Source organism: Pasteurella atlantica, from assembly GCF_963693435.1.
Lineage (GTDB): Bacteria > Pseudomonadota > Gammaproteobacteria > Enterobacterales > Pasteurellaceae > Phocoenobacter > Phocoenobacter atlanticus.
Map to the genome: position 1 here is coordinate 1,291,470 of NZ_OY856306.1, position 26,834 is coordinate 1,318,303.

General features: G+C 36.1%; 22 protein-coding genes. 15 read left to right on the forward strand and 7 right to left on the reverse strand.

Going from position 1 to position 26,834, the window contains the following annotated elements:
- The first annotated feature begins 136 nt into the window (after positions 1–136).
- The 7 genes from dhaK to U9966_RS06115 all read left to right on the forward strand — a co-directional run bounded on the left by dhaK (position 137) and on the right by U9966_RS06115 (position 9,024).
- Positions 137–1,207: a dihydroxyacetone kinase subunit DhaK gene (gene dhaK, locus U9966_RS06085; RefSeq protein ID WP_306347405.1), complete on the forward strand. Its 1,071-nt coding sequence runs from the start codon at positions 137–139 to the stop codon at positions 1,205–1,207.
- A gap of 3 nt (positions 1,208–1,210) precedes the next feature.
- Complete coding sequence (gene dhaL, locus U9966_RS06090; protein WP_306347406.1) at positions 1,211–1,843, forward strand: dihydroxyacetone kinase subunit DhaL; 633 nt, start codon at positions 1,211–1,213, stop codon at positions 1,841–1,843.
- Positions 1,844–2,251 carry a dihydroxyacetone kinase phosphoryl donor subunit DhaM gene (dhaM, locus tag U9966_RS06095; RefSeq protein ID WP_306347407.1) on the forward strand — a complete coding sequence of 136 codons (408 nt, stop codon included), beginning with the start codon at positions 1,844–1,846 and terminating at the stop codon, positions 2,249–2,251.
- Positions 2,252–2,606: 355 nt separating this feature from the next.
- Entirely contained in the window at positions 2,607–4,877 is a 2,271-nt protein-coding gene (nrdA, locus tag U9966_RS06100) for a class 1a ribonucleoside-diphosphate reductase subunit alpha (RefSeq protein WP_306347408.1), read from the forward strand.
- 274 nt (positions 4,878–5,151) lie between these two features.
- A complete protein-coding gene (locus U9966_RS06105) occupies positions 5,152–6,714 on the forward strand; it encodes a glycerol-3-phosphate dehydrogenase/oxidase (protein ID WP_306347409.1) in 1,563 nt (520 codons plus the stop codon).
- A 66-nt stretch (positions 6,715–6,780) separates the two neighbouring features.
- A complete protein-coding gene (gene glpK, locus U9966_RS06110) occupies positions 6,781–8,274 on the forward strand; it encodes a glycerol kinase GlpK (RefSeq protein ID WP_306347410.1) in 1,494 nt (497 codons plus the stop codon).
- 9 nt (positions 8,275–8,283) lie between these two features.
- Positions 8,284–9,024: an MIP/aquaporin family protein gene (locus U9966_RS06115; RefSeq protein ID WP_306347411.1), complete on the forward strand. Its 741-nt coding sequence runs from the start codon at positions 8,284–8,286 to the stop codon at positions 9,022–9,024.
- A 130-nt stretch (positions 9,025–9,154) separates the two neighbouring features.
- On the opposite strand, the gene nanA is transcribed toward U9966_RS06115, so the two are convergent.
- From nanA to U9966_RS06130, 3 genes are read right to left on the reverse strand one after another with little or no spacing between them, the layout of a single operon-like run.
- A complete protein-coding gene (nanA, locus tag U9966_RS06120; protein ID WP_211598836.1) occupies positions 9,155–10,033 on the reverse strand; it encodes an N-acetylneuraminate lyase in 879 nt (292 codons plus the stop codon).
- Between the two features lie 15 nt (positions 10,034–10,048).
- Complete coding sequence (locus tag U9966_RS06125) at positions 10,049–10,930, reverse strand: N-acetylmannosamine kinase (protein WP_306347412.1); 882 nt, start codon at positions 10,928–10,930, stop codon at positions 10,049–10,051.
- A gap of 26 nt (positions 10,931–10,956) precedes the next feature.
- On the reverse strand, positions 10,957–11,646 hold the full coding sequence (locus U9966_RS06130; RefSeq protein ID WP_306347413.1) for an N-acetylmannosamine-6-phosphate 2-epimerase: 690 nt from the start codon (positions 11,644–11,646) through the stop codon (positions 10,957–10,959).
- Between the two features lie 215 nt (positions 11,647–11,861).
- On the opposite strand from U9966_RS06130, the gene U9966_RS06135 reads away from it, so the two are divergent.
- Positions 11,862–12,848: a sialic acid TRAP transporter substrate-binding protein SiaP gene (locus U9966_RS06135; protein ID WP_306347414.1), complete on the forward strand. Its 987-nt coding sequence runs from the start codon at positions 11,862–11,864 to the stop codon at positions 12,846–12,848.
- A gap of 84 nt (positions 12,849–12,932) precedes the next feature.
- A complete protein-coding gene (locus U9966_RS06140) occupies positions 12,933–14,777 on the forward strand; it encodes a TRAP transporter large permease subunit (RefSeq protein WP_306347415.1) in 1,845 nt (614 codons plus the stop codon).
- Positions 14,778–14,934: 157 nt separating this feature from the next.
- Here U9966_RS06140 and U9966_RS06145 read toward each other — a convergent pair whose 3' ends face one another.
- Positions 14,935–15,438, reverse strand: a complete 504-nt coding sequence (locus U9966_RS06145; RefSeq protein ID WP_306347416.1) for a hypothetical protein — start codon at positions 15,436–15,438, stop codon at positions 14,935–14,937.
- Between the two features lie 369 nt (positions 15,439–15,807).
- On the opposite strand from U9966_RS06145, the gene aspS reads away from it, so the two are divergent.
- The 3 genes from aspS to nagB all read left to right on the forward strand — a co-directional run bounded on the left by aspS (position 15,808) and on the right by nagB (position 19,476).
- Positions 15,808–17,577: an aspartate--tRNA ligase gene (aspS, locus tag U9966_RS06150; protein WP_306347417.1), complete on the forward strand. Its 1,770-nt coding sequence runs from the start codon at positions 15,808–15,810 to the stop codon at positions 17,575–17,577.
- Between the two features lie 214 nt (positions 17,578–17,791).
- Positions 17,792–18,661: a MurR/RpiR family transcriptional regulator gene (locus U9966_RS06155; RefSeq protein WP_306347418.1), complete on the forward strand. Its 870-nt coding sequence runs from the start codon at positions 17,792–17,794 to the stop codon at positions 18,659–18,661.
- Positions 18,662–18,681: 20 nt separating this feature from the next.
- Entirely contained in the window at positions 18,682–19,476 is a 795-nt protein-coding gene (gene nagB, locus U9966_RS06160) for a glucosamine-6-phosphate deaminase (RefSeq protein WP_306347419.1), read from the forward strand.
- A 59-nt stretch (positions 19,477–19,535) separates the two neighbouring features.
- Here the strand turns inward: nagB and U9966_RS06165 are convergent, their stop codons facing one another.
- Complete coding sequence (locus U9966_RS06165; protein WP_306347420.1) at positions 19,536–20,201, reverse strand: SPOR domain-containing protein; 666 nt, start codon at positions 20,199–20,201, stop codon at positions 19,536–19,538.
- Between the two features lie 319 nt (positions 20,202–20,520).
- On the opposite strand from U9966_RS06165, the gene lepB reads away from it, so the two are divergent.
- From lepB to era, 3 genes are read left to right on the forward strand one after another with little or no spacing between them, the layout of a single operon-like run.
- Positions 20,521–21,489, forward strand: coding sequence for a signal peptidase I (gene lepB, locus U9966_RS06170; protein ID WP_306347421.1), 969 nt, complete (start codon positions 20,521–20,523; stop codon positions 21,487–21,489).
- Between the two features lie 29 nt (positions 21,490–21,518).
- Positions 21,519–22,199, forward strand: coding sequence for a ribonuclease III (gene rnc / locus U9966_RS06175; protein WP_306347422.1), 681 nt, complete (start codon positions 21,519–21,521; stop codon positions 22,197–22,199).
- 20 nt (positions 22,200–22,219) lie between these two features.
- Complete coding sequence (gene era, locus U9966_RS06180) at positions 22,220–23,128, forward strand: GTPase Era (protein WP_211598814.1); 909 nt, start codon at positions 22,220–22,222, stop codon at positions 23,126–23,128.
- Positions 23,129–23,204: 76 nt separating this feature from the next.
- Here era and rluA read toward each other — a convergent pair whose 3' ends face one another.
- Positions 23,205–23,870, reverse strand: coding sequence for a bifunctional tRNA pseudouridine(32) synthase/23S rRNA pseudouridine(746) synthase RluA (gene rluA, locus U9966_RS06185; RefSeq protein WP_306347423.1), 666 nt, complete (start codon positions 23,868–23,870; stop codon positions 23,205–23,207).
- A gap of 8 nt (positions 23,871–23,878) precedes the next feature.
- Complete coding sequence (gene rapA / locus U9966_RS06190) at positions 23,879–26,773, reverse strand: RNA polymerase-associated protein RapA (protein WP_306347424.1); 2,895 nt, start codon at positions 26,771–26,773, stop codon at positions 23,879–23,881.
- Positions 26,774–26,834: the final 61 nt, after the last annotated feature.

Consider the following 26,834-nt stretch of genomic DNA (forward strand, 5'->3'; position numbering starts at 1 on the left):
TGTAATAAAAAAATGCGTATAACTTCACATTTTTATTTTTCTCTATTTGATTAAAATATCAGTAAGAGTAATACTAAAGACATTGAAAACATCTGTTTATTACTTCCTAATTTATATAAATCAAAGGAGCATTGCTATGAAAAAATTAATCAATTCTGTTGAGATCGTTTTAAAAGAGCAAATTCAAGGTTTAATCAAATCTTGTCCTCAACTCGTATTAAATACAGAGCCAGTATTTGTGAAGCGTGCAGATAGTCCTGTACAGGGAAAAGTAGCAATTATTTCGGGTGGTGGTAGTGGTCACGAACCAATGCACGCAGGTTTTGTTGGAAAAGGTATGCTAGATGGCGCTTGTCCAGGAGAAATTTTTACGTCACCAACTCCTGATCAAATGTTTGAATGTGGTATGGCTGTGGATAGTGGTGAAGGGGTATTGCTGTTAATTAAAAATTATACTGGCGATGTGTTGAATTTTGAAACAGCCGCTGAATTATTAGCAGATTGTGGTACAAAAGTTGCAACAGTATTGGTTGATGATGATGTCGCTGTAAAAGATAGTTTATATACGGCTGGTCGTCGTGGTGTGGCGAATACCGTACTAATGGAAAAAATCTTAGGTGCTGCGGCTGAAAAAGGGTATTCATTAGCTCAATTAGAAGCATTAGGGCAGAAATTAAATAACAATGGTCATTCATTGGGTATTGCATTAGGGGCTTGTACTGTGCCAGCAGCAGGCAAACCTTCATTTACTTTAGCAGAGAATGAAATGGAGTTTGGAGTTGGTATTCACGGTGAACCAGGTATTGAACGTCGAGAATATAAAGATTTAGATACTACCGTTGAACAGATGTTTACTACTTTGATTGAAAATGGTGATTATGAACGTACCATTCGTCGCTGGGATAGTGAAAATACAACGTGGTTAGAAGAGCAAGTGTCTAAACAAGCACTACAAAAAGGTGATCGTGTGATTGCATTGGTAAATAATTTAGGTGCGGTTCCATTGTCTGAATTATATGGTGTTTACAATAAATTAGCAGCGTGCTGTGAAGAATTTGGTTTAACTATTGAACGAAATCTTGTCGGCTCTTATTGTACTTCATTAGATATGCAAGGAATGTCGATTACATTATTAAAAGTAGATGACGATGATTTAGCATTATGGGATAGCCCTGTAAATACACCAGCAATGCGTTGGGGAGAGTAGTCAATGGAAATAACAAAACAGCAGATTATTCAATGGATCAAGAATAGCCAACAGTTGTTTGAACAACATCAGGATTACTTAACTCAGCTTGATCGTGAAATTGGCGATGCTGATCACGGTTTGAATATGCAGCGTGGTTTTACTAAGGTACTCGAAAAATTGCCAACGGTGGAAGATAAAGATATTGGTACAATTTTAAAAACTACTGGAATGACGTTGTTATCACAAGTAGGGGGAGCAAGCGGTCCATTGTTTGGGAGTTTTTACATAAAAGCAAGTCTTGTTGCTAATGGCAAAGAAACACTTTCATTGAGTGAATTTCATCAGTTGTTAAAATCGGGGGTTGAGGGCATTGTTAGTCGAGGTCGAGCAGTGCGAGATGATAAAACAATGTGCGATGTGTGGCTTCCTATCCTTGATGATTTTGAAGCAATGATAGAGGAGAACAGCAATCCAACGACCATTTTTGCAACCTTATCTGAAAAAGCACAAAAGTATGCTGAAGCAACTATTCCTTTAAAAGCGAAAAAAGGACGAGCAAGTTATTTAAATGAGCGCAGCATTGGACATCAAGATCCAGGTGCAACCTCAGTAAGCTATCTATTTCTAGCATTATCTCAGGTTATGGAGGAGTAAATGGTCAATTTTGTCATTGTTTCTCATAGTATAAAAATTGCTGAAGGTGTGGTGGAGCTTGCATCACAAATGAAAGTAGAGAATTGTAAAATTGTTGCAGCAGGCGGAATTGATGATCCTCATAATCCGATAGGAACGGATGCGGTAAAAATTATGCAGGCTATTGAAGATGTCTCTTCACCTAGCGGAGTTGTTGTTTTAGTTGATTTAGGCAGTGCAATTTTAAGTGCAGAAACAGCATTAGATTTACTTGATCCTGAGATCAGCGAAAAAGTAAAAATTTGTTATGCCCCTTTAGTTGAGGGTACGATTGCCGCTGTAGTTGCGGCTTCTGCTGGTGATTCTATTGATGAAGTGATTGCTGAAGCCAATGCAAGTGCAGAATTGAAATTGAGTTTTACAGCATAATATTTATCAGATATTTAAATAAGCCCACTAATTTATTTTTCTTTTAATGCTATAGGTAAAAAGAAAAAATAATTAGTGGCTTTGTTTTTTTATTTTGTTTACTTTTGTAATTGAGATTAAGCGGTAAGATTGTAAGAAAAATTTGCAAAAAAAACTTGATTTTTGTTAAGTTATTAATCTTTCAGCAGAAGTTAAATTTATTAAATTTTTACGTGAGTATTTTCATCATTTTATGCTAATATTACTCTACTTATTTTGAAGTTATATTCTGATGGTTTAAAGTTGTGGCTTTTTATAACCTTATGATTTTAATAAATAAATTTATGTAAATAGCGATTAAAAAGGAAATAATTAAATGACAAATACGTTAATGGTAACCAAACGTGATGGTAAGCAAGAACCAATTAATTTAGACAAAATCCATCGTGTCATTACGTGGGCAGCGGAAGGGCTGAATAATGTGTCGGTATCTCAAGTTGAGTTACGAGCACATATTCAATTTTATGAAGGTATTCGTACTTCAGATATTCACGAAACTATTATTAAATCAGCCGCAGATTTAATCAGCAAAGAAACACCTGATTATCAATATTTGGCAGCTCGTCTTGCGGTATTCCATTTACGTAAAAAAGCGTATGGGCATTTTGATCCTCCTCGTTTATATGATCACGTTAAAAAATTAGTGCGAATGAACAAATATGATAATGCACTACTAATGGATTATTCTCGTGAAGAGTGGGATGAAATGGATAGCTATTTAGATCACTGGCGAGATATGAATTTTTCTTATGCTGCAGTAAAACAGTTAGAAGGAAAATATTTAGTACAAAACCGTGTGACGGGTGAAATTTATGAATCAGCACAGTTTTTATATTTGCTAGTCGCAGCAAGTTTATTTGCCCAATATCCAAAAGAAACCCGTTTGGATTATGTGAGACGTTTTTATGATGCAACTTCCACTTTTAAGATTTCACTACCAACACCGATTATGTCAGGGGTGCGTACTCCAACTCGTCAATTTAGTTCCTGTGTGTTGATTGAGTGTGCGGATAGCTTAGATTCTATTAATGCCACTTCTTCAGCAATTGTGAAATATGTTTCACAGCGAGCAGGAATTGGGATTAACGCAGGAGCAATTCGTGCATTGGGAAGCCAAATTCGTGGTGGAGAAGCGTTCCACACGGGTTGTATTCCATTCTATAAACATTTTCAAACCGCCGTTAAATCTTGCTCACAAGGTGGTGTTCGTGGTGGTGCCGCAACAGTTTATTATCCATTTTGGCATTTAGAAGTAGAAAGTTTGTTGGTACTTAAAAATAATCGAGGTGTTGAAGATAATCGTGTTCGCCATTTAGATTATGGTGTACAGCTTAATAAAACAATGTATCAACGTTTGATTAAAGGTGGCAATATTACGTTATTTAGCCCTTCTGACGTTGAAGGTTTATATGAAGCATTCTTTGCGGATCAAGATAAATTTGAAGCACTTTATACCAAATATGAGCAAGATCCAACTATTCGTAAACGTTCAATTAAAGCGGTGGAATTGTTTTCATTGTTAATGCAAGAGCGTGCCTCAACAGGGCGTATTTATATTCAAAATGTGGATCACTGTAATACCCATTCACCTTTTGATCCAAAAGTGGCTCCTGTGCGTCAATCTAACTTATGCTTAGAAATTGCACTACCAACCAAACCGTTAGAACATTTTCACGATGAAAAAGGCGAAATTGCATTATGTACTCTTTCTGCTTTTAATTTAGGTAAAATTGAAAATCTTGATGAACTAGAAAATCTAGCAGATCTTGCAGTACGAGCTTTAGATGCATTGTTAGATTATCAAGATTATCCAGTGATAGCTGCTCGTATAAGTTCATTAGCTCGCCGTTCATTAGGTATTGGCGTGATTAACTTCGCTTACTATTTAGCAAAAAATGGTGTGCGTTATTCAAACGGTAGTGGCAATAATTTAACACACCGTACCTTTGAGGCAATTCAGTATTATTTATTAAAAGCGTCAATGAATTTAGCAAAAGAGCAGGGGGCGTGTGAATATTTTAATGAAACCACTTATGCACAAGGTATTTTACCTATTGATACTTATAAAAAAACGGTTGATACTTTAACTCAGGAACCATTACATTATGATTGGGAAAGTTTACGTAAGGATATTCAAGAATTTGGATTACGTAATTCAACATTAACAGCATTGATGCCATCGGAAACATCATCACAGATTTCAAATGCGACTAATGGTATTGAACCTCCACGTGGTTATGTCAGTATAAAAGCCTCGAAAGATGGTATTTTAAAACAGGTAGTACCTGATTATGAAAATCTAGGTCCTAATTATGAATTATTGTGGGATATGCCAAATAATGACGGTTATCTACAATTAGTAGGTATTATGCAAAAATTTGTGGATCAAGCAATTTCTGCGAATACCAATTATGATCCGCAAAAATTTGCAGATGGTAAGGTACCAATGAAACAGCTTTTAGCAGACTTACTTACTGCGTATAAATATGGTTTAAAAACCTTATATTATCAGAATACTCGTGATGGTGCTGACGATCAACAAAATGATCTGGATGATGGTTGTGAAGGTGGAGCCTGTAAGATCTAGGTACTTTAAGCGGTATCATTTTACTTAAAATTTACAATTTTTATAAAATGCAGTAAAGATAAATATTGATTTGTCTTTACTGCATTTTTTTATATTTTTTTCCTTAAATATGTATGCATAACGCTATAACATAAGTAATTGTCTAATTAATTTTCTAAAACGCTCAAATTATTTGTGATTAACATCACAAAAATAAACAAAGATGGTTGTTTTTGGTTTTTTTATGGATTATTTTATTCTTTAGAAATTATTTGTTTTTTGGGAGAATAACATTATGAAAAGAGTAGAGCTAGTACAAAATATTGAAACAACAGATGCTTGGGACGTCATTGTGATCGGTGGTGGTGCAACAGGATTAGGCGTTGCATTAGACGCTGTTACTCGTGGTTACTCAACATTATTATTAGAAGCAAATGACTTTGCAAAAGGAACATCAAGTCGTTCAACGAAATTAGTGCACGGTGGGGTGCGTTATTTAGCACAAGGTAATGTAGCCTTAGTGCGTGAAGCATTAAGAGAACGTGGTCGTTTAGCAAAAAACGCCCCTCATTTATTTAAAACGCAATCTTTTATTATTCCTGGGGAAAAATGGTGGACAGCACCTTATTATACTTTTGGGTTAATGATTTATGATTTATTGGCAGGCAAACTAAGTATTGGACATACAAGTTATGTATCAAAAGACGAATCTCGTCAACGTTTAAAAGGCGTAAAAGCGAGTAAATTAAATGCGGGTGTTTGTTATTATGACGGTCAATTTGATGATGCTCGTTTAGCAACAACATTAGCACAATCTATTGTCGATAATGGCGGTACAGTATTAAATTATTGCCGTGTTACAGATTTACAAAAAGATGCAGCAGGTAAAGTAAGCGGTGTTTGTTGTAAAGATACGATTAGTGATAAAGAATATACCTTAAAAGCAAAAGCGGTTGTGAATGCAACGGGTGTATTTGCGAATGATATTATGGCGATGGACGAACCAGGTAGCAAAGCACGTATCGTACCAAGTCAAGGTATTCACTTGGTGTTAGATCGTGAGTTCTTACCAAATGATGATGCGTTAATGGTACCAAAAACTAGCGATGGTCGTGTGTTATTTGCTGTGCCTTGGCATAATAAAATCGTAGTTGGAACAACGGATACATTAGTAAAAGATGCGGATTATGAACCAAAACCAATCGACCAAGAAGTGCAATTTATCTTAGATACAGCAAAAGACTATCTAACCAAAGCCCCAACACGTGCTGATGTACGCAGTGTGTTTGCTGGCTTACGTCCACTTGCTGCACCAAAAGAAGAAGGTAAATCAACCAAAGAAGTATCTCGTAGCCATAAAGTAGAGGTTTCAGATTCAGGCTTAGTACATATTCTTGGTGGTAAATGGACAACTTATCGTCAAATGGCGGAAGATACCGTTGATGCAGCGATTGAAAGCGGTCTGATTTTTGCAAAATCTTGCAAAACCGTTGATTTACCTTTGCACGGTTATGATCCAAATATTCACTTAGATGATTCTCATCTTTCTCCTTATGGAACAGATGCTAAGGAAATTGAAGCGCTTGCACAAAGTGATAAAAAATTAGCAGAATTAATTCATAAAGACCACCCTTATATTTACGCACAAGTAAAATGGGCAATGGATAATGAATTAGCGACCACGTTAGAAGACGTGTTAGCAAGAAGAATACGTTTACTCTTCCTTGACGCTCGTGCAGCAGAGGAAGTGGCTCAAAGTGTGGCTGAGTTTATGGCATTACACTTAGGCTGGAATGAAGAACGTGTAAACCAAGAAGTAAGTACATTTACTCAATTAGTTAAACAGTACTTATTATAATGTAATTTAGGGCTGGCATATTATATTGTTAGCCCTTTTATTAAATCTCAAACATAGGAGTACAGTATGTCAAAATACATTATTGCTTTAGATCAAGGTACAACTTCATCTCGTGCGATTATTTTTAATCACAGTGGTGAAATTGTGAATGTTGCTCAGAAAGAATTTACTCAACATTTCCCAGAAACAGGTTGGGTAGAGCATAACCCAGAAGCGATTTGGAGTACCCAAATTTCGGTAATGAGTGAAGCGATTACCAAAGCGAGAATTAAAGAAGATGAAATTGCAGCTGTGGGGATCACAAACCAACGTGAAACCACTATGATTTGGGATAGAAAAACAGGCGAACCTATTGCTCGTGCAATCGTATGGCAAGATCGTCGTACTGCTCGTTATTGTGATACCTTAAAAGAAGAATATGGCGAAGTCATTCGTAAAAAAACAGGTTTAGTGATCGATGCTTATTTCTCTGCAAGTAAAATTAAATGGTTATTAGATAATGTTGAAGGGGCAAGAGAGCGTGCTGAAAAAGGCGAGCTAGCATTTGGTACGATGGATTCTTGGTTGGTGTGGCGTTTAACCGAAGGAAAAGTTCATATTACAGATGTAACTAATGCAAGCCGTACGATGATTTATAATATTCACGATATGCAATGGGATGAAGAGTTATTAGCATTATTTGATATACCAAAATCATTATTACCAGAAGTAAAATCAAGCAGTGAAATTTATGGCTATGTAGATTCTCGTTATATTCAAGGTGGAAAAGTGCCTATCGCAGGTATTGCAGGTGACCAACAAGCAGCATTATTTGGTCAAATGTGTACTCAAAAAGGAATGGTTAAAACCACTTATGGAACAGGTTGTTTCTTATTGATGAACACAGGTGAAGAAGCCGTTGAATCTAAAAATAATCTATTAACTACTGTGGCGTGGCAAATTGGCGGTAAAACCACTTATGCACTAGAAGGGGGTGTGTTCGTTGGTGGTGCAGCAATTCAGTGGGTTCGTGACGGTTTACGTACAATTCGTACCGCAGATGCAATCAATGGTTTAGCGTCAATGGTTGAAGATAACGGCGGTGTTTATTTTGTGCCAGCACTAGCAGGTATGGGTGCACCATACTGGGATCAATATGCACGTGGTACGATTATGGGTATTACTCGTGGTACAACCGATGCTCACATTGCTCGTGCAACCTTAGAAGGTATTGCATTTGAAGTATATGATATTGTAAAAGCAATGGAAGCCGACTCAGGTGTTGCAACCAAAGAATTACGTGTGGACGGTGGTGCAGCAGCAAGTAACTTGTTAATGCAAATTCAGTCAGATGTGTTCCAGTTTAATGTCGTACGTCCACAAGTGTTAGAAACGACCGCTCTTGGTGCTGCTTATCTTGCTGGTTTAGCGGTTGGATTCTGGAAAGATACCGATGATATCTCAGCACAATGGCAAAAAGATCGTGTATTTACACCAGAATTGGAACAACAAAAAGTTGATCATATGTTGAAATATTGGCACAAAGCAGTGAATGCTGCGCGTCATTGGATTGAAGAATAGGAGGCAGTTATGAGTCCATTTGTTGCAGAAATTGTAGGCACAGCATTATTAATTTTACTTGGTAATGGCGTTGTTGCGAACTGTGTTTTAAAAGACACTAAAACAGGGGGCGGAAGCTGGATGGTGATTACCACCGCTTGGGCATTTGCGGTATTTATTGGTGTTGTGGTTGCAGGTCCTTATTCAGGTGCTCATCTGAACCCTGCGGTAACAGTTGGTTTAGCTGTTGCAGGTAAATTTGCGTGGGTAAGCGTTGGTCCTTATATTATCGCACAATTTATTGGTGCAATGATTGGGGCGACATTAGTGTATTGTTTCTTTATTGATCACTTTAAAGTGACGGATGATGAAGGTGCAAAACGTGCGTGTTTCTCAACTGAACCAGCTATTCGTAATCTGAAAGTAAATTATATGAATGAAATACTTGGTACATTTGTATTAATGTTCGTTATTTTCTATATTACTGGTGCATCAGTCACATTACCAAATATTGAAACAGCAGCGCCAATCGGCTTAGGTTCAATCGGTGCATTACCTGTAGCAATCTTAGTTTGGGTTATCGGTCTAAGCTTAGGGGGTACAACAGGTTATGCAATTAATCCTGCTCGTGATGGTGGTCCACGTATTGTTTTAACATTGTTAAGCAAAAAAGTGGGAGCAAAACCAGATTGGGCTTATGGTATCGTGCCACTAACAGCACCAATTGTTGGTGGTGTCATCGCCGCTCTTTTATTTAAAGTATTATCTTAATTGATTTACTTAGAATAAAGAAGTAATAAAAAATGACGTGATTATCACGTCATTTTTTTTATTTTAAGCGGTACGATTTTGATAAAAATTTGCAAATTGTGATTAAAATCGTACCGCTTAAGTTTATAATTTATAAGAATTTTTCTTTTAATTCTTTTGCTTTAGCAACTTGTTCTGGTGTTGCAGTTGATGTCATTGGTTCACGGCAGAAACCTGCATCCACACCTTGTAACTTCAAGATTTCTTTAATGGTTAAATATAATCCATTCGCTAAGATACCTTCGATTAAATCATTTGTGGTGTGTTGAACGGCTAAGGCTTCGTCCAGTTTTCCTGCACGAGTTAATTCCATAATTTGTCTTGCACGGATACCATTTACGTTAAAGGTACTACCAATCGCACCATCCACACCAAGTGAAACCGCTGGTAACATCATTTCATCAAAGCCAGCCCAGATTAAGTGGTTTGGATAAGCTTTTTTCAAGCGTTCTAATAGATAGAAATCGCCTGCTGTGAATTTCACACCAAGAATTTTAGGATTTTTATAAAGCTCACCAAATTGCTCAACACCAATATTTACCCCTGTTAAGAATGGGATTGAGTAAACAATCATATTGTTGCCTGTTTCAGCGATGATGGTGTCGTAGTAATGTTTAATTTCTGGGAAGCTAAATTTGTAATAGAAAGGTGTTACGGCTGATAAGCTGTCGTAACCTAATTCAGTGGCATATTTACCTAATTCCACCGCTTCTTTTAAGTTTACGCTACCAACTTGTGCAATCAATGCAATCTCATCTTTCGCTTCATCTTTGGCAATGCGGAAAATTTCTTTTTTCTCTGCGGTTGAGAGCATAAAGTTTTCCCCAGTGCTACCACCTACATATAAGCCGTCCACTTTCATTGTGTCAATGTTGTGGCGAATAATTTCACGTAAACCTTTTTCATTTACTGTGCCATCTTCGTTAAATGATACAAGTAATGCTGAAAATAACCCTTTTAAGTTTTTCATTTTTTTCTCCAAATATTAGTGATTTTGTAATTTATTTTCGCCCCATTTTGCAGCACCGATTAACCCTGCATCACCTTGATAGTAAGCAGGTTCAATCTCGCAACAATAAATGTTTGGCATTTGATTGATATAGTTCTTAACCAAAGGAAGATAGCCTTCTGCCAGTCCAACACTTCCTCCGATAACGATTTTTTGTATATCTAAACTGATAACCAAATCCGCCACTAAATTAGCGATCGCTTTTGCACTGCGATGAATAATTTGTGTTGCTTTTGGTTCATTTTGTCTAAATAATTCAAAAACTTGTTTTGGCAAGCAAGGTGTTTCCCAATTTGCTGTTGCAGCTTGTATTGCACGCCCTGATGCCACAGACTCCACACAGCCTTGTCGTCCACAGCCACAGATTTCGCCATTCGGATCAGCAAGTGAGTGTCCGATATGTCCAGCAATTCCATTTGGTTCAGTGAGCAGGGTTTTATCTAAAATAATTCCGCCTCCAACACCAGTGGATACGGTAATAAACGCAAAATTTTGAATGTCGTTTTCACGTTCATTTTGAAACTCCGCATAAGCAGCTGCTTGCACATCATTTAATAGTAAAACAGGTTTGTCTGTATGATTTGCAATGGCGTTTTTCAGTGGGAATTGATCTAATCCCCCTAAATTTTTTGGATTTAGTGCTGTTAAAATACCTTTATTGATAATACCAGTTGAGGCAACCGCCACAAAATCAAATTGATTTCTGTAACTATCTACAATAGAGGCTAAGGTCTTTTGCATCTCTACACTAACATTTTTCGTTGGTGTCGCCACTTGCTGACGCTGACTAATTTCATTATTTTCAACCAGTGCCGAGGCAATTTTTGTGCCACCAATATCTATCGCAAGACAACGCATAAACTATCCTTATATTTTGTTATAAATTATTTATTTGCTAATTTAATTTCATCAGCAAACCAACTTACAATATGTTCTAGTCTGGTTAACGCTGAACCTACTGTGACACAATGCGCCCCTGCTTCGATGGCACTTCTTGCTAATTCAGGGGTATTATAACGTCCTTCACCCATCACAAAGCAACCTGCCGCATTGAGATCTTTAACAAGTTGATAATCAGGTTCTTTTGGAATTTCGCCCCCTGTGTAGCCAGACATCGTACTGCCCACAATATCAAAACCTAGTTGCTGACAATGCAAGCCTTCTTCAAGATTGGAGCAATCCGCCATTGCTAAACAGCCCACTTCTTTGATTTTTTTGATAGCTTGCTCAATTTCAACTGGACGAGGACGGTTTGTACCATCAACAGCGATAATATCTGCCCCCGCTTTTGCGAGTTCTTCAATATCTTCTAAGAAAGGGGTGATTCGCACAGGGCTATCAGGCAAATCTCTTTTTATAATTCCAATAATTGGCACATCAACCACTTTACGTACAGCTTTAAGATTTTCAACGCCTTCAATACGAATTCCTTTTGCTCCACCAATTACTGAGGCTTGAGCCATTGCGGCAACAATTTCTGGTGAATCCATTGGACCATCATCAACGGGTTGGCAAGAAGCGATTAATCCATATTTGATTTGGGCTAAAACAGGGTTATCTATTAATTTTGACATTATAACTCCATAATTTTCTATTCTAAAAAATAATTACTTCATATTATATATAAAATTCTTTTAAAAAAGGTAGTGAATTTTTATAATTTCGACTAATCTATTTTTTATTTTGTGATGAACCTCTCAATTTTGAAATAAAAATTCATTTTTGTGTTTAAAAATGAATTTTTTGTTTATAGAATAGCACTGTCATTAACCCATAAGGAGAAATACAAATGAAATTTAAAAAATCATTATTAGTTGCATTATGTGCTGGTTTTGTTGGTACTGCATTTGCTGCAGATTATGATCTGCAATTTGGTATGCAAGCAGGTACAAATTCTAATGAATATAAAGCAGCAAAATTATTTGCAGATGAAGTCGCAAAAAATTCAAAAGGAAAAATTGAAGTTAAATTACTAGCAGATGGTGTTCTTGGTAATGACTTGAAAATGATGAAATCACTTTCAAAAGGTCGCTTAGATTTCACTTTTGCTGAATCTGGTCGTTTCGCTTCTTTCCCAGGATTTGAAGAGGCACAAGTATTTGCACTCCCTTACCTTTTCAAAGATTTTGAAACTTCTAAAAAAGCTGTTTTTGAGACTGAATTTGGTCAAGGTTTATTGAAAAAAATTAACAAAAAACTTGGAATTACAGTGTTGGCAGATGGTTATAATGGAACTCGTCAAACAACTTCAAACCGAGCAATTAATTCTATTGAAGATATGAAAGGGTTAAAACTTCGTGTACCAGGTGCTCCAGCAAATAAAGCCTATGGTAAATATACTGGTGCAAGCGTAGTTTCAATGGCTTTCTCTGAAGTTTATTTAGCATTACAAACTAATGCAGTGGATGCTCAAGAAAATCCATTATCATTAATTGATGCGAAAAAATTCTATGAGGTTCAACCTTATTTAGCAATGACTAATCACATTTTAAATGACCAATTGTATCTTGCAAGTAGTAAAACAATGCATAAATTACCAGCAGATTTACAAAAAGTTGTGAAAGATGCTGCAGTTAAAGCGGCTAAATATCACACTGAGTTATTCCAAGGTGATGAGCAAAAACTTGTAGAATCATTTAAAGCTAAAGGTATTAAAGTTACTTATCCAGATACTAAACCTTTCCAAAATGCGATGAAACCATTCTATGATGAGTATATCAAAGCACAAGGTGAAGAAGGTAAAAAAGCGATTGAAGAAATTCTTAAATTAAAATAATTTAAAAATTTTAACGATGCATTTATAAGCAATCTTCACTTCGATGGGGATTGCTTTTATTTATGATTTTATCTCGGAGATATTATGAACTTAATAAAAAAATTAGAAGAATATACGGGAGCATTCTTATTACTTGTAATTTTTGGTATTTTATTGGTACAAATCATTTCTCGTCTTTTTAATGTGCCAATTGTGGGAACAGAAGAGTTATCTCGTTTAATTTTTACTTATGCTTCTTTGCTTGGAATTAGTATAGGTGTAAAAAAACAACAGCATATTTTTATTGATTTTATTACTAACTTTATGTCTGAAAGGGTACGTAAAATTACTTATACCTGTACTCAATTCATTATTTGGGTTTGTTTAATTCTATTTATTAAATTTGGATTTTATGTCTTTAATGATGCGTTTTTTACCTTAGATGATTTAGGGATTAGCGAAAAATGGCTTTATGCTCCATTGCCATTTTTATCTATTTTAGTACTTATCCGATTTATTGAAATTCAATATCAAAATGTTAAACATAATATTTCTTATATTTCAGGTACCTTTTTTATTCTTATCAGTGTATTGGTACTTTCTCTTATTGTAGTAACACCTGATATTTTCTCATTTTTAGATTTTCAACAATATGTTGATTTTGGTGAAGATGCCGTTTATGTTGCACTGATCTTTTGGCTAATCATAATGTTCTTAGGTGTGCCAGTAGGTTGGTCTCTCTTTATCTCAAGTGTGGTTTATTTTTCTCTTACACGTTGGGAAATTGTTTTAGATGCTGCACCAAAACTGATTGATAGCTTGAACAGTTTTACTTTATTATCCGTGCCTTTCTTTATTCTTACTGGTGTATTAATGAATACAGGGGGAATTACAGAAAGAATATTCCATTTTGCCAAAGCAATGTTAGGTCATCATATTGGTGGTATGGGGCACGTAAATATTGGAGCAAGTTTAATTTTTTCAGGAATGTCTGGGTCAGCACTTGCAGATGCAGGAGGCTTAGGGCAACTTGAAATTAAAGCAATGCGAGATGCGGGTTATGATGATGACATTTGTGGTGGGATCACTGCAGCATCTTGTATTATCGGTCCTCTTGTACCGCCGTCTATTGCAATGATTATTTATGGTGTAATTGCCAATGAATCTATTGCAAAACTTTTCGTTGCAGGTTTTGTACCAGGCGTATTGATTACTATCGCTTTGATGATAATGAACTACTTTGTGTCTAAAAAGCGTGGTTATAAACCAACACCTAAAGCTAGTCAGAAAGAGCGTTGGGAAGCGTTTAAAAGTGCTATTTGGGCAATTTTAACCCCAATTATCATTATTGGCGGTATTTTCTCAGGTTATTTTACACCAACAGAAGCAGCAGTAATTGCAGCCTTATATTCAATGATTATTGGGTTCTTTGTTTATAAAGAGTTAACCTTAAAAATTCTTTTTGAAGGTTGTATTGAAACCATAGCAATCACAGGGGTAACAGTACTAATGGTGATGACCGTTACTTTCTTTGGAGATATGATTGCACGTGAACAAGTAGCGATGAGAATTGCAGAAATTTTTGTTGCAGTAGCAGATTCTCAACTTGGTGTATTAGTGATGATAAACTTGCTATTGCTATTTCTAGGTATGTTTATTGATGCTTTGGCGTTGCAATTCCTAGTATTACCAATGCTTATTCCAATTGCGATTCATTTTGGAATCGATCTTGTCTTCTTCGGAGTTTTGACGACATTAAATATGATGATTGGTATCTTAACACCACCAATGGGAATGGCATTGTTTGTGGTGGCTCGAGTCGGAAATATGACGGTATCAACGGTAACTAAAGGGGTAATTCCATTTATTATTCCAATATTTATTACCCTTGTGTTGATTACGATCTTCCCTCAAATTATTACCTTTATTCCTAATTTGATAATGCCGTAATTTTCCGAGTAACAAAATCAATAATGGTGATCGATTAAATTGGTCACCATTTTTTTATTTAAGCGGTGAGATTTTTATAAAATTTTGCAATTTGTCAATTTTTATTGAAATGTTACCGCTTGTTTTCTTAATAGTATCTACATTTGAGTCATAAAGTTTATTTTATCTTCTCACAAATCCACCTTCCTTTTGGGGTAGCTTTTAATGACATTTCAGTATCATTGAGAGAAAGCACAGGAAATACACTTGCATTATCTGATGAAGTATTGTTTTCACAGCCTGATAATTTTTCTTCTATATTAGATGGAGTATATTGTGTATCTGTACTACGATTTACAACCTCACAAGCTTCTTCATTTAAGCGTAAATTTTCTTTTTCAGCTTGAAAATGACCTGTTACCTTAATGGAATAATATTTATTTGGGTTACTAAATATAGCAAGAGAGATGATATTTGAAAAAGAATGATCTTCTTTAAAGTTATATTGAAATTTTACATTGCCATTTTTTGCTCCAATATGCAGATTACAATCCCATTGCCCAATAATCTGATTTCCTATATCTGAAACTTTATCTTGTTTATAATAATTACTGTAATAGTAACTTAGATAACCGATAGTTAATGCTGCGATCGTAGGAATAATTAACTTTTTAATATCCATAAAAAATCTCCGTATGAACAAATAGACTATAAAATATTATGACATAAGATTTACTTTAGCTATATATTTAAAATATTCCCAAAATGTAGCGTTAATGCATACATTGATGAAAAAATTTTAATAAACTACAAAACGATGTATTTATTCGACAAAGGATGCTTTGTCGCTACAATTTAAATCGTTGGTTTTTTATAAAAACAGACTTTTTTACAAAATGGCAGTATAACTAATTCTAGTTAAAATAAAAAATTCATTAAAATCCCTATAAATTTGCAAATTTTCCCTTAAATCTTACCGCTTTTCCGTTATAATCATAACTATATAACTTAGTTATCTGACTTAATTTTTAATTTAAAAGGAATAATTTTTATGATGCGTTCTCATTATTGTGGGCAATTAAATGCCAGCCACGTTGGGCAAAGTGTAACTTTAAGTGGTTGGGTACATCGTGTACGCAACTTAGGGCAATTTATTTTTGTACAAATTCGTGACCGAGAAGGTATTGTGCAAGTATTTTTTGATAAAGAAAATGAAGCACTTTTCAAACAAGCGTCAAGTTTACGTAACGAAGCTTGTGTGAAAATTCAAGGCGATGTGATTGCTCGTGATGAAAGTCAAATCAATAAAGAAATGGCAACGGGCGAAATCGAAGTTTTAGTCAAAGAGTTAGAAGTCTATAACAATGCAGCTAATTTACCGTTAGATTTTAACCAAAACAACAGTGAAGAACAGCGTTTAAAATTCCGTTATTTAGATTTACGTCGTCCTGAAATCGCTGAGCGTTTCAAAGCACGTGCTAAAATTACCAGCTTTGTACGTCGTTTTATGGATGACAACGGTTTCTTAGATATTGAAACCCCAATGCTAACTAAAGCAACCCCTGAAGGTGCGAGAGATTATTTAGTACCAAGCCGTGTGCATAACGGTAAATTCTACGCCCTTCCACAATCGCCACAGCTATTCAAACAGTTGTTGATGATGTCGGGGTTTGACCGTTATTACCAAATCGTAAAATGTTTCCGTGATGAAGATTTACGAGCGGATCGTCAGCCTGAATTTACCCAAATCGATGTGGAAACCAGCTTTATGACTGCCGAAGAAGTGCGTGCAGTGATGGAAAAAATGATTCGTGGCTTATGGTTAGATCGTTTAAATGTGGATCTTGGTGATTTCCCAATTATGACTTTTGAAGAAGCAATGCGTCGTTACGGTTCAGATAAACCAGATTTACGTAACCCATTAGAATTAGTGGACGTAGCGGATTTAGTGAAAGACGTTGATTTCAAAGTATTTAGCGGTCCTGCGAACGATGAAGATGGACGAGTAGCCGTACTTCGTGTACCAAATGGGGCGAGCTTAACCCGTAAAAATATTGATGATTACACTAAATTTGTCGGCATTTATGGTGCAAAAGGCTTAGCGTGGGCAAAAGTCAATGACGTTGCAGCAGGACTTGAAGGTTTACAAAGTCCAGTCGCTAAATTCTTAAATGAAGACGTGGTTAAAGGCTTACTTGAAAGAACCAATGCACAAAATGGCGATATCATTTTCTTCGGTGCAGATAAAGCAAATATTGTGACCGACGCAATGGGGGCATTACGCTTAAAAGTAGGACGTGATTTAGAATTAACCAAATTAGACGAATGGAAACCACTTTGGGTTATTGACTTCCCAATGTTTGAAAAAGATGATGAAGGTAACTGGTCAGCAATGCACCACCCATTCACTTCACCACGCGATTTAACCGCAGAAGAGTTGATGAAAGATCCAAAAGGTGCGGTAGCGAACGCGTATGATATGGTAATCAACGGTTACGAAGTGGGCGGCGGTTCAGTGCGTATTTTCAGACCTGAAATGCAACAAGCGGTATTTAATCTGTTAGGTCTTTCAGAGCAAGATCAAAAAGAAAAATTTGGTTTCTTACTTGAAGCATTAAAATATGGTACACCACCACACGCAGGTTTAGCTTTTGGTTTAGACCGTTTAACAATGCTACTGACAGGCACAGAAAATATTCGTGATGTCATCGCATTCCCTAAAACAACCACAGCGTCTTGTTTAATGACCGAAGCACCAAGCTTTGCAAATCCACAAGCGTTGGCGGAATTGGGTGTGCGTGTTAAAGCTAAAGAGGAGTAGTTTTATCTTTGGAATTTGTAGAGGCATAGTATTATGCCTCTACAATAGTATTTTAAGCGGTAACATTTTAGTCATTTTTTGCAAATAAAAGTGATCTAGATCACACTTCTGTTTTTGATTAATTGACTCCACTTCAACTATCCATAAAATAAGTAACACTTCAAAAATTATTTAATCTTAATCGTCATTCGTATAAAATTGTAGAGAAAAATCAATGGTTAGCAGTAATATTTTGGATATTATTAGTTCGCTATATAACAGTTTAACAAAAACAGAAAAACGTATAGCGGATACTTTACTACATACACCAGAGCAGTTAGCACAATGTTCGTTATCTGAAATTGCTGATATTTTGAATATTGGCGAGGCTACTTTTATTCGTTTTTGTCGAACTTTAGGTTTTAAAGGATTTACTGATTTTAAGTTAGCTTTGGCTATTGAATTAGCAACAAAAATTAAAGAAAAAAATATCATCTTTGAAGAAGATGTTTGTGCAAAAGATTCTTATTTTGAAATTGCAAAGAAGTTACAAAATAATATTAACCGAGTGACGGAAGAGACAATTAATCTTTTAGACTTTGAAGAATTAGAGAGAGTAGTAAAAGTATTACAGAGAGCAAAACGAATTTTTTTGTTTGGTGTCGGGACTTCAGGATTAAGTGCAGAAGACGCAAAAACTAAATTTATGCGAATTGGTCTTCCCGTTGATGCTATTACAAATAATCATTTTATGTATATGCAAGCAGCATTAATGAATGATAAAGATGTGGTTATTGGTATTAGTCACTCTGGATTTTCGCAAGAAATTGTACAAGCCCTTACTATAGCTAAGGAAAATGGTGCAAAAACGGTTGCTCTTACGCATAATTTACGTTCTCCAATTACTAAAGTTTCAGATTTAGTATTGATTAACGGAAATAAACAGGGGCAGTTGCAAGGTGATTCTCTTCGGACTAAAATTGCACAATTATTTGTATTAGATTTACTCTATATGTTAATTGTGAAAGAAGATGAGAAAAACGCCACAAAGAATAAGCAAAAAACATTAGATGTTATTTTGAAACAGCGTACTAAAATAAAATAAATTACTAAAAAGGAAAAATTATGAGATTAATACCCTTAACAACCAGTGAAGAAGTGAGCGAGTGGTCTGCAAAATATATTGTTGATCGCATTAATCAATTTAATCCAACAGCAGAAAAACCATTTGTATTAGGTTTACCAACGGGAGGCACACCGTTAAAAACTTATAATAAACTGATTGAATATTATCAAGCGGGTAAAGTGAGTTTCAAAAATGTGGTGACTTTTAATATGGATGAATATGTGGGATTACCAAAAGAGCATCCTCAAAGTTACCACTACTTTATGTTTGAAAACTTCTTCAAGCATATTGATATTAATCCTGACAATGTCCATATTCTAGATGGAATGGCACAGGATGTTGATAAAGAATGCCAAGAGTACGAAGAAAAAATTCGTTCTTATGGTAAAATTCATCTTTTTATGGGAGGCGTTGGGGTTGATGGTCATATTGCTTTTAATGAACCTGCATCTTCACTTTCATCCTATACTCGAATTAAAACATTAACGGAAGACACCCTTATTGCAAATTCTCGTTTTTTTGATGATGATATTAACAAAGTACCTAAATTTGCATTAACAATAGGGGTAAATACCTTGCTGGATGCTGAAGAGGTTCTATTACTTGTAACAGGTTATAATAAAGCCTTAGCTCTACAGGCTTGTGTTGAAGGACCAATTAATCATTTATGGACGGTAAGTAGCTTGCAGATGCATAGAAGAGCCGTAGTGGTTTGTGATGAACCAGCAACGCAAGAGCTTAAAGTAAAAACAGTGAAATATTTTAAACAACTTGAAGAAAATGTTGCACATTAAATAAGATTAAACCCCATAATTTAATACAAATTATGGGGTTTATGTATGAGTCTATAATATTACATTCCGATAACCAAACAATCTGCTACTTTTCCCGCTTTTTTCATTGCTTTATTTGCTGCATCACGATTACCCAAAGGTCCTACAATTACACGATTCCAACCAGAGTTGGTTGTAATTTGTGGTTCAAATCCTGCCATAGTAAGTCTCGCATACATATTTTCTGCTTGAGCTTTATTTTTAAATGCACCACACTGAATACCAAATTGTTTCACTATTTTATTTTTTTTATCCTGTGTTTTTGGCTGAGACTTTTCTAAAATAAGCTTATCTAATGCTTGAGCCTGTTGAACCTTTTGAACTGTAGAATTTCTTTTTTCTTCCTTTTCTATTTCTAGTAATTGTCTCTCTTTTAAAAGAGTCTGCTGAGCCTTACTTAATTTAGCTTGTTCAGTTAATGCTGCTTCACTATTATCAATTGAAATTTCGTGAGTTTGTAACTCTTTGATATAGCTATAACTTTTTTCAGGATAACTCGGCAATGATGGAATGTTTTCTGATTTTTGAGATATTATAGGGATAACAGGTTGTATTGGTGCTTTTTCTTTTAAAAACCAAAGTAATGCGATTGCAAAAAGTAGAATTACAACAACTGAGGCGATAATAATATTTTTCTTATTATTAGCTACTTTTTTTTGAGGGCGAATATAATCACGTTTTTTCACAGAGAAAACCTATTGAAAATTGAAAATATTCATTATTCTACGTTAAAAAAAACAAATTGGCTAGAAATGAGTAGGGTAGGCGGTGACATTAAATAAAAAATTTGCAGAAAAGAGCGTAGTATAATATCTATCTGATAGAGAAGATTAGAGGATATTTTGTTATTTATATAATACTTATTTTTAGATTAGCACAATATAAAATGAACGCTAATGTTTCTCTAAGGTCAAAAATAACGTACAATAGTTCGGTTATAGCGGTAAGATTTTATTTATTTTTTACAAAATCGCCGTCACTTGAAATTTTAGGAGATTATTTTTAATGGAAAACCTTTTTCTCATTGTTTTTCTTGTTGTTTTATATGGAGTTTGGTTAGGGTTAGATGCGTTGCAACTTCCTAATACAATATCAATTATACTTGTTGGATTAGTGGTGATTTGTGGTGCTTTTTGGTGCTATTACACATTTATTTTATCCCCTCGCCGTCAAGCTAGAATTACACAAGAAGAAACTCGATTAGGGACAACTTTAACGGAAGAACAAAAGCAGGCAATTTTACCAAAATCAATGATAGGCGAATTTTTAGCCTCATTATTTGGTGTTTTAACTATAGTCACTATTTTCCGTTCTTTTATTTTTGAGCCTTTTCAAATTCCGTCTGGTTCAATGGAACCAACTTTGCGGGTAGGCGATTTTCTTTTAGTTGAAAAATTTGCTTATGGTATTAAAGATCCAATTTGGCAAAATACTTTAATTGAAACAGGACATCCTAAGCGTGGGGATATCATTGTATTTAAAGCACCACCACAACCAAATGTTGATTATATTAAACGTGTTGTAGGAGTAGGTGGGGACACCGTTAAGTTTGATGCTTTGACTCGTCAATTAACTGTTATTCACGATAAAAAGTCAGGGGAAGAAAAACACGTATTTAAATATAGTGGCGGAACACCAAATCCTGAGTTCTTTTATTATGGCACTATGCAACTTGAAAGAACAGAGCAGGGAGACATAACTCATCAAATTTTAAATAACCCACAAGCATTTAATTATGAACCTTATTATTTTAAACAAGAGGGGATGGCAGATGGTGAATGGAAAGTACCACAAGGGCATTATTTTGTGATGGGAGACAATCGTGATAATAGTCAAGATAGTCGCTTTTGGGGTTTTGTACCAGAAAAAAATATAGTGGGTAAAGCGGTATTTATTTGGCTAAGTTTAGACAAAAAACAAGATAAATACCCAACGGGATTAAGATGGAACAGATTTTTCACTAAAATTAAATAACCCTTATTATAGGAAGACATAAAGGTAAAATGAAATTAGAACAATTACAAAAGCAGTTAGGTTATCAATTTGAAAATATTGACAATTTGAAACAAGCTCTAACACATAGAAGTGCAGGTGCTAAAAATAATGAACGCTTAGAATTTTTAGGTGATTCAATTTTAAATTTTGCGATTGGCTATGCGTTATATAATAAATTCCCTCAATCTCAAGAAGGAGAATTGAGCCGAATGCGAGCCACCTTGGTGCGTGAAAAAACCTTAGCCATTATTGCCCGTAAGTTTAATTTAGGGGAATACCTAAAATTAGGATCAGGTGAGTTGAAAAGTGGGGGGGCTCGTCGAGACTCTATTTTATCAGACTGTGTGGAGGCGATTATTGCTGCCATTTTTCTTGATTCTGAAAAGAATATGGATAAAGTTGTTGAACGAGTATGGGATTGGTACAGTGCATTACTCGATGAAATTTCACCAGGAGATGCACAAAAAGATCCAAAAACACGTTTACAAGAATATTTACAAGGTAGAAAATTATCACTACCAAGTTATGAAGTTTTTGATATTAAAGGGCAGGCACATAATCAAACGTTTAAAGTGCTCTGTAAAATTCAAAATTTAGATCAAGAATTTATTGGTACTGGAACAAGTCGCCGTAAAGCGGAACAAAATGCAGCAAATCAAGTAATTGAAATGCTAAAATTAAAAAAATAATTATTTATAGAAGAAATAAAATGACAGAAACTCAAACAAAAACATATTGTGGATTTATTGCTATTGTAGGACGACCAAATGTAGGTAAATCCACCCTTTTAAACAAGATTTTAGGGCAAAAAGTCTCTATTACCTCTCGTAAGGCACAAACGACTCGTCATCGTATTTTAGGTATTCATACAGAAGAACAGTATCAAGCTGTTTATGTTGATACACCAGGGCTTCATATTGAAGAGAAACGTGCTATTAACCGTTTAATGAACAAAGCCGCAAGTAGTGCAATTAGTGATGTGGATTTAGTCATTTTCGTGGTTGAAGGCACAAAATGGAATGATGATGATGAAATGGTATTAAATAAACTTCGTGCGACGAAAGCTCCAGTGGTATTGGCGATAAATAAAGTAGATAATATTAAAGATAAAGAAATTTTACTTCCTCATATTACAGAACTTTCTCAAAAATTTGATTTTAAAGACATTTTACCTATTTCAGCAGAACGTGGAAAAAATGTTAATGCGTTAAAAAGTATTGTTAGAAAATCATTACGTGAGGGTATTCATCATTTTCCAGAAGAATACGTCACAGACCGCTCACAACGTTTTATGGCATCAGAAATTATCCGTGAAAAATTAATGCGTTTTTTAGGTGAAGAATTACCTTATTCAGTGACTGTAGAGATTGAAAAATTTAATATTAATGAACGTGGTATTTATGAAATCAACGGTTTAATTTTAGTGGAACGTGATGGTCAGAAAAAAATGGTCATTGGAAATGGTGGAAGCCGAATTAAAACAGTGGGTACAGAAGCTCGTCACGATATGGAACGTTTATTCGATGCTAAAGTCTATTTAGAACTTTGGGTTAAAGTGAAAGCAGGCTGGGCAGATGATGAACGAGCATTACGCAGTTTAGGTTACATCGAACAGTAGGAATAGGGTATGCCCTGTTCAATTTAATTATTATGTATTTATTCGTCAAGGGTGCCTTGACGTTACGGTACAAATTCTAAAACGGCACGTCACTCTCAAATTGCATTCTTTCCCCTGTGACGGGGTGGGTAATCGTCAGCATTTGGGCGTGAAGGCACAATCTTGGGGAGAGGCTTTTAGCTAAGGGATTAGCATAAAACTTATCGCCGATAATTGGGTGTCCGAGTGCGAGAGAGTGCAATCGCAATTGGTGTGAACGCCCAGTGTGGGGCGTGAGTTTAACCCTTGTGGTGTTATTTGGGTAATGTGCAAGAACTTCATAAAATGTGACCGCTTGTTTGCCACGTTCGTAGCAAATTTTTTGGCGTGGGCGGTTTTCCCAGTCGCAGATCAGTGGATAGCTGATTGTCCCTGTCTCGCCGACTTCCCCAAATTTTCCCCATAATAATGCTTGATAATGCTTTTCCGGTTCACGGTCTCGGAATTGGCGTTTGAGTTCTTTTTCTGCATTTTTGCTTAATGCGAATAAAATTAGCCCGCTTGTTGCCATATCTAAACGGTGTACTGGCTGGGCGAATTTGTATTTTTGCAACACTCGAAAAGTCGCACTGTCTTGATATTCTGGTCTTGCACCCGGAACAGAAAGCAGTCCGCTTGGTTTGTTGATAACCGTGATGTAATCATCACGGTACACTTCTTCTAAATAAGGTTCGAGTGGGGGATTGTATTCGATCAATGCCATTCTTCATCTTACCCTTGGTTGCTGACAATCACACGCAGGCTGTCTAAACGCCAGTTTGCTTGCTCTAATTCAGCCAGAGACTGCTCTCTGATTTGCTCTAACGCTTGCACTTCATCGGCACGGATATTTTTATTAACCGCTTGAAGTGAGGTTAAACGGTGCAATTCAGCGGTTAGGGTTTGATCGGCATTGTGTTTCGCCTCGTCAATCAATGATTGTGCTTGGCTGACGATCGCCTGTTCACTTAATTTGATTAAGTTTTCAATGTCATTGCGTGCCATTTTCACAATTTTATTTGCCATCTGTTTTTTCAATGGTTTTAACTGTTTTTCAAGCCCAAAGAACGACACTTGCTCTGCCATATTTTTGCCGTTTTTATCCACTAAAATACGCACTGGGGTTGGTGGTAAGAAACGAGTTAATTGCAAGGATTTTGGTGCTTGGGCTTCAACCACATAAATCGCTTCAAGCAACAGTGTGCCTGCTGGTAAGTGTTTATTTATAAGCAGAGAAATGGCGGTTTTACCGATGTCCCCTGAGGTAATTAGATCGATACCATTACGCACCATTGGATGATCCCACGTTAAGAACTCGATTTCTTCTCGCATTAGGGCAAGATCACGGTTAAAGGTAACAGTGTTCCCTTCTTCTGATAATCCTGGAAAATCAGGCACAACCATATGCCCTGTTGGTTTGATGACGATACTTTGCTCGCCTAAATCTTCTTGCTCTAAGCCGATAATATCAAACAGGTGCAAAATAAAGCTCACAAGCTCTGGCGAGTTATCTTCTGAGGCAATATCAAGGGCTAATTGTTGGGCTTCATCGCCGCCGTTTGAGTTGATTTCTAATAGGCGATCACGTCCTGTTTCTAGCTCTAATTTAAGCTGTTGCTGACGTTGTTTGGTTTGATTTAATAAATCTTCAAAGCCATCTTGGGTTGGATTTTGTAAATAAGCGGTCAGATTTTGTTTAAATTCTGCAAAAATCGCACTTCCCATTGGGCAAGTTTCTTCAAAGGCATTTAATCCTTCGTGATACCACTGGGTTAAGCGTGCTTGGGCAGAATTTTCAAAACAAGGCACGAAAATTTGAATATCACAACGCTGTCCGATACGGTCTAAACGTCCGATACTTTGCTCTAATAAATCAGGGTTATCTGGTAAATTAAACAGCACTAAATGGTGTGCAAATTGGAAGTTACGCCCTTCTGAACCGATACTTGAACTGATTAAGACATTCGCCCCTTCTTCTTGCTGAGCAAAGTAAGCCGACGCACGATCACGTTCCACAATCGACATTCTCTCGTGGAATACCGCACAACGGATTGCTTCTTTTTCTCGGAGGATTTGTTCAAGCTCAATCGCTGTATTGGCGTGTTTACAAATCACAAAGATTTTTTCATCACGGTGTTGTTGCAAGAATGAAATTAACCATTCGATATGAGTGTCAAGTTCGCCCCATTTAGCTTCTGGATCATCATTGAGCAAGATATTTTCAGGGTAAAGTAATTCTTCAAGGCTTGGCTCGATTAAATCATCAACGATGTGTTGATAAATCTCTGGCATTGCCACCGTAATTTGGTTGAACACACGATGTGGGAAGCCTTTTACGCCAGCTCGTGTATTACGGAATAACACTCGGCTTGTGCCGTGACGGTCGATAAGTTCTTTGATTAACTCTTGGCGAACTGCGGTTTGCTGTTCTTTATCGCAATCTTTGGCGTTGATAATGCGGAACATTGGCTCAACGTCTTCTTCTGGCAATAAATCGCTGATGCTATTTTGCTCTTGTGTACTTAAAGGTTGATCATTCAATAAGGTATTAACCGCACTTGCCACAGGTTGATATTGTGCCTGTTCTTGTACAAAGGCTTGATAATCGTAGAAACGGTCGCTATCCAGTAATTTTAAGCGTGCAAAATGGCTCTCTTGCCCTAATTGTTCAGGGGTGGCGGTAAGTAATAATACCGATGGCACTTGTGCAGAAAGCTGTTCAACGAATTGATACGCTACGCTTGGCTTTTCATTATTCCATTCTAAGTGATGGGCTTCATCAACAATTAAAATATCCCACTCAGCTTCAAGTACTTGTTTTGAACGTTTAGGCGATTTTTCTAACCAGTTAATTGAGGCAATCACTAAAGATTCACTTTCAAAAGGATTAAGTTCTACGCCCATTTCTTCATCGAAGAAGTCGCCACAACGTTCTTCATCAAACAGTGAAAATTTCAAGTTAAAACGACGTAGCATTTCCACCAGCCATTGATGTTGTAAACTTTCAGGCACTAGCACTAAAACACGGTTTACACGGCTTGAAAAAAGTTGCTGTTGTAAAATCATTCCCGCTTCAATGGTTTTACCTAACCCTACTTCATCTGCTAATAATACACGAGGGGCAAGACGTTTACCGACCTCTTTGGCGATATGTAATTGGTGCGGAATTAAACTGGCACGAATGCCACGCATTCCACGTAGCGGGGAAAGGTATTGAGCTTGTTGATGTTGTAACGAACGATAGCGTAACGCAAAACGATCGCTACGATCAATTTGAGCAGTAAACAGACGATCTTGTGGGCGACTAAAACTGATTTTATGATCTAATCGCATTTCCGCTAATACGGTTTCTTCGTTGGTGTCGCTACGGATCCCAAAATAAATGATTACATCTTGATTAACCATTAAATCGGTGATTTCAAGCATCCAGCCTTCTTCACTGGTTACGGTATCGCCTTTTTTGAAAGTCACACGGGTTAACGGTGCAACATCGATTGCATATACTCGCTGTTCATCAGCTGCAGGGAACATCACCGTCACTGTGCGATTATCTATTGCTGTTATAATTCCTAGTCCTAGACTACTTTCGCTTTCACTGATCCAGCGTTGTCCAATTACAAAACTCATATCTTTTATTTACCTATATTGATAATAAATTGATCTATTATTCTTATGTTTTTAGTTTCTG

Bases quoted from the DNA above. Each gene is read 5' to 3' on its own strand.
- U9966_RS06125 (WP_306347412.1), bottom strand. From the start codon at position 10,930: ATGCGTTGTCTTGCGATAGATATTGGTGGCACAAAAATTGCCTCGGCA.
- U9966_RS06105 (WP_306347409.1), top strand. From the start codon at position 5,152: ATGAAAAGAGTAGAGCTAGTACAAAATATTGAAACAACAGATGCTTGG.
- U9966_RS06135 (WP_306347414.1), top strand. From the start codon at position 11,862: ATGAAATTTAAAAAATCATTATTAGTTGCATTATGTGCTGGTTTTGTT.
- rapA (WP_306347424.1), bottom strand. From the start codon at position 26,773: ATGAGTTTTGTAATTGGACAACGCTGGATCAGTGAAAGCGAAAGTAGT.
- rluA (WP_306347423.1), bottom strand. From the start codon at position 23,870: ATGGCATTGATCGAATACAATCCCCCACTCGAACCTTATTTAGAAGAA.
- U9966_RS06155 (WP_306347418.1), top strand. From the start codon at position 17,792: ATGGTTAGCAGTAATATTTTGGATATTATTAGTTCGCTATATAACAGT.
- era (WP_211598814.1), top strand. From the start codon at position 22,220: ATGACAGAAACTCAAACAAAAACATATTGTGGATTTATTGCTATTGTA.
- nagB (WP_306347419.1), top strand. From the start codon at position 18,682: ATGAGATTAATACCCTTAACAACCAGTGAAGAAGTGAGCGAGTGGTCT.
- glpK (WP_306347410.1), top strand. From the start codon at position 6,781: ATGTCAAAATACATTATTGCTTTAGATCAAGGTACAACTTCATCTCGT.
- aspS (WP_306347417.1), top strand. From the start codon at position 15,808: ATGATGCGTTCTCATTATTGTGGGCAATTAAATGCCAGCCACGTTGGG.
- U9966_RS06115 (WP_306347411.1), top strand. From the start codon at position 8,284: ATGAGTCCATTTGTTGCAGAAATTGTAGGCACAGCATTATTAATTTTA.
- rnc (WP_306347422.1), top strand. From the start codon at position 21,519: ATGAAATTAGAACAATTACAAAAGCAGTTAGGTTATCAATTTGAAAAT.
- dhaK (WP_306347405.1), top strand. From the start codon at position 137: ATGAAAAAATTAATCAATTCTGTTGAGATCGTTTTAAAAGAGCAAATT.
- nanA (WP_211598836.1), bottom strand. From the start codon at position 10,033: ATGAAAAACTTAAAAGGGTTATTTTCAGCATTACTTGTATCATTTAAC.
- U9966_RS06130 (WP_306347413.1), bottom strand. From the start codon at position 11,646: ATGTCAAAATTAATAGATAACCCTGTTTTAGCCCAAATCAAATATGGA.
- lepB (WP_306347421.1), top strand. From the start codon at position 20,521: ATGGAAAACCTTTTTCTCATTGTTTTTCTTGTTGTTTTATATGGAGTT.
- dhaM (WP_306347407.1), top strand. From the start codon at position 1,844: ATGGTCAATTTTGTCATTGTTTCTCATAGTATAAAAATTGCTGAAGGT.
- nrdA (WP_306347408.1), top strand. From the start codon at position 2,607: ATGACAAATACGTTAATGGTAACCAAACGTGATGGTAAGCAAGAACCA.
- U9966_RS06145 (WP_306347416.1), bottom strand. From the start codon at position 15,438: ATGGATATTAAAAAGTTAATTATTCCTACGATCGCAGCATTAACTATC.
- dhaL (WP_306347406.1), top strand. From the start codon at position 1,211: ATGGAAATAACAAAACAGCAGATTATTCAATGGATCAAGAATAGCCAA.
- U9966_RS06140 (WP_306347415.1), top strand. From the start codon at position 12,933: ATGAACTTAATAAAAAAATTAGAAGAATATACGGGAGCATTCTTATTA.